Source organism: Mesorhizobium sp. M1A.F.Ca.IN.020.06.1.1 (assembly GCF_004023265.1).
Taxonomy (GTDB): domain Bacteria; phylum Pseudomonadota; class Alphaproteobacteria; order Rhizobiales; family Rhizobiaceae; genus Mesorhizobium.
On record NZ_RZSR01000740.1, the window covers coordinates 1 to 3,060 of the forward strand.

General features: G+C 66.3%; 3 protein-coding genes. All 3 read right to left on the bottom strand.

Annotation, left to right across the window (positions count from 1 at the left end; genetic code table 11):
• Nucleotides 1-1,944, bottom strand: a 1,944-nt coding sequence (locus EOA60_RS26110) for a heme lyase CcmF/NrfE family subunit (protein WP_164899536.1), incomplete at its 3' end; no start/stop codon positions are given.
• Nucleotides 1,944-2,387: a cytochrome c maturation protein CcmE gene (gene ccmE, locus EOA60_RS26115; RefSeq protein ID WP_095823712.1), complete on the bottom strand. Its 444-nt coding sequence runs from the start codon at nucleotides 2,385-2,387 to the stop codon at nucleotides 1,944-1,946. The genes ccmE and EOA60_RS26110, both read right to left, overlap by 1 nt.
• A gap of 3 nt (nucleotides 2,388-2,390) precedes the next feature.
• A partial coding sequence (locus tag EOA60_RS26120) for a tetratricopeptide repeat protein (RefSeq protein ID WP_128312119.1) occupies nucleotides 2,391-3,060 on the bottom strand: 670 nt, incomplete at its 5' end.

Consider the following 3,060-nt stretch of genomic DNA (forward strand, 5'->3'; position numbering starts at 1 on the left):
ATGGCGGGCGCCAACGCGCAGGCGGCGGTCGAGCAGCGACATGGCGGCGCCCGCCATCATCACCAGTCCGCCGCCCCAGATCAGCGTCACCAACGGCTTCCACCACAGGCGCACGACGACCGAGCCGTCCTTGCCCTCATCGCCGAGCGACAGATAGAGCTGGCTCACACCCAGCGTCCTGATGCCGGACTCGGTCGTTACCGTCTGCCGCACCGGATAGAAGCGTTTTGCAGAGGTGATCTCGCCATCGGCATTGTCATCGGCGCCAATCAGCAGGAAGCGGCCGCGCTCCTCAGTGAAGTTTGGGCCTTTCTGAGGAAACAGTCCTTCGAAGCGCAGCGTGTGGCCGGAAAGTTCCACCGTCTCGCCGGCGCGCATGGTAAGAATCTTCTCGGTGCCGAACGAAAGCGTGCCGACGATGCCGAGCAAGGTGAGCCCGAGGCCGAGATGGGCAAGCGCGGTGCCGAAGACCGAGCGCGGTAGGCCGGCAAAGCGTCTCAGCATGTCGGCCGGCGCCACCGAGCCGATGCCCGACTTGACGGCAAGGTCGGTCAGCGCGCCGGCGACAAGCCAGACGGCGAGGCCGACGCCAAGCGCAGCGAAGACCGAGGCGCCATCGATGAACAGGCCGGTGACCAGCATCGCGGCGATCGCCAGCCCGAAGGCCGCCATCAGGCGCTGCGAGGCGGCAAGGACGTCGCCGCGCTTCCAGGCAAGCAGCGGACCAAACGGCACGATGGCGAGCAGCGGCAGCATCAGCGGGCCGAAGGTCAGGTCGAAGAAGGGCGCGCCGACCGAGATCTTGCCGCCGGTGATGGCCTCAAGCGCCAGCGGGTAGAGCGTGCCGACGAGCACCGTCGCGGTCGCCGTGGTCAGGAACAGATTGTTGAGCACGAGCGCGCCTTCGCGCGAGATCGGCTGGAACAGGCCACCTGCGGTCAGGGTGGAAGCGCGCAGCGCAAACAGCGCCAGCGAGCCGCCGATGAACAGCGTCAGGATGCAGAGGATAAAGACGCCGCGCGCCGGATCGGTGGCGAAGGCATGCACGGAAGTCAGCACGCCAGAGCGGACAAGAAAGGTGCCGAGCAGCGACAGCGAGAAGGTGAGGATGGCAAGCAGCAGCGTCCAGATCTTCAGCGCCGAGCGCTTTTCCATGACGATTGCCGAATGGAGGAGCGCCGTGCCGGCGAGCCAGGGCATGAAGGAAGCGTTCTCGACCGGGTCCCAGAACCAGAAGCCGCCCCAGCCAAGCTCGTAATAGGCCCAATAGGAGCCCATGGCGATGCCGCCGGTCAAAAACATCCAGGCGACCAGCGTCCAGGGCCGCACCCAGCGCGCCCAAGAGGCGTCGATGCGGCCTTCGATCAGGGCTGCGACCGAGAAGGAGAAGCAGATCGAGAAACCGACATAGCCGAGATAGAGCAGCGGCGGATGGATGGCGAGGCCGAGGTCCTGCAGGATCGGGTTGAGATCGCGGCCCTCGATCGGCGCCGGGTTCAGCCGGATGAAGGGATTGGACGTCGCCAGGATAAACAGGAAGAAGGCGGCGCCGAGCATGCCCTGCACGGCCAGAACATTGGCTTTGAGCGTCGCTGGCAAGTTGGAACCGAAGACAGCAACGAGCGCGCCGAAGAAGGTCAGGATCAGCACCCAGAGCAGCATCGAGCCTTCGTGGTTTCCCCAGGTGCCGGTGATCTTGTAGATCATCGGCTGCAGCGAATGGGAATTTTCCCAGACGCTCGCCACCGAGAAGTCGGAGCCGGCATAGGCGGTGGCAAGAGCGGTGAAGGACAGCGCGGTGAGCGCAAAGCCAGTGACCGCCACCGGGCCGCCGACCGCCATCAGCCGCTGGTTGTCGGCGCGGGCGCCGACCAACGGCACCAGCATCTGCACCAGCGACAGCGCGAAGGCGAGGACGAGCGCGAAATGTCCGGTCTCAACCATTATTGGCTCTTGCTCTCCTGCCAGACGCCCTTGGCTTTCAAGCCGTCGGCGACTTCCTTGGGCATATAGCGCTCGTCGTGCTTGGCTAAAACGCTATCGGCGACGAAGACGCCGTCCGGGCCGAAAGCGCCCTCGGTGATGACGCCCTGCTCCTCGCGGAAGAGGTCGGGCAGGATGCCGGTATAGGTGACCTTGACCGATTTCTGCATGTCGGTGACCGAAAAAGCGACGGTCGCGCCCTGACCGCGAACGATGGTGCCTTTTTCAACGAGCCCGCCAAGGCGAATGCGCTGCCCGGGCTGGACGGTTGCGGCGGCGAGGTCGGCGGGCATGTAGAAATACGAAGCCTTCTGGCCGAGCGCGTAGAAGGTAAGACCGGCAGCAGCGCCGAGGAAGGCCAGCCCTGCGAGGATCACCGACAATCGCTTCTGCTTGCGCGTCATGGCCTACTCCGTCGCCGTCACGCCGAGGGAGGCGGCAAAGGCGGTGAATTTTTTGGCCTGCTCGCTGTCGGCGCCGAAGACGGCAACCGCGCGGCCGAGCGCGTCGCGGGCCCGGTCGGCCTCGCCGAGCACGACATAGGAACGAATGAGCCGCATCCACCCTTCCTCGTCGCGCGGATTTTGTTTCAGCCGGTCGTCGAGGCTGGCGACCATGGTCTCGATCATTGCCTGCCGGTCCTGCGGCGCCATCTGCTGCGTCGCCTCGACCTGCCCGGCATCCGGGCCGGTCGCCGGCTTGCCTGCCGCCGCCGGCGGCTCGGCCGTTTCGGCGAGCGCCTGCTGGACGGCGTTGCGCCAGGGCGAATCGGGCGCAAGCTGACCGAGCATCTTTTGCCAGGCGGCGGCGGCTTCCGCTTTCCTGCCTTCCTGGGCCAGGCCCATCGCCAGATAGAAACTGGCCTTGGCGTTGGCGGGATCGAGCTTCAAGGCCGCGTCGAAGGCGCCCTGAGCCTCGGCCGTGACGATCCCGCCGGCAGCGTTGGCGATCGCCTCGCCAAGGCCGGCCTGGCGCGCGGCGCTGTCGCCGTCGAGGCGGATGGCGTTGCGATAGGCGGTCACCGCGTCGGCGTAGCGCTGCAGGCGCAGATAAACCGGCGCAAGCACGTCCCAGCCC

Excerpts from the sequence above, each read along its gene's own strand:
- ccmE (WP_095823712.1), bottom strand. The coding sequence starts at position 2,387 with ATGACGCGCAAGCAGAAGCGATTGTCGGTGATCCTCGCAGGGCTGGCC.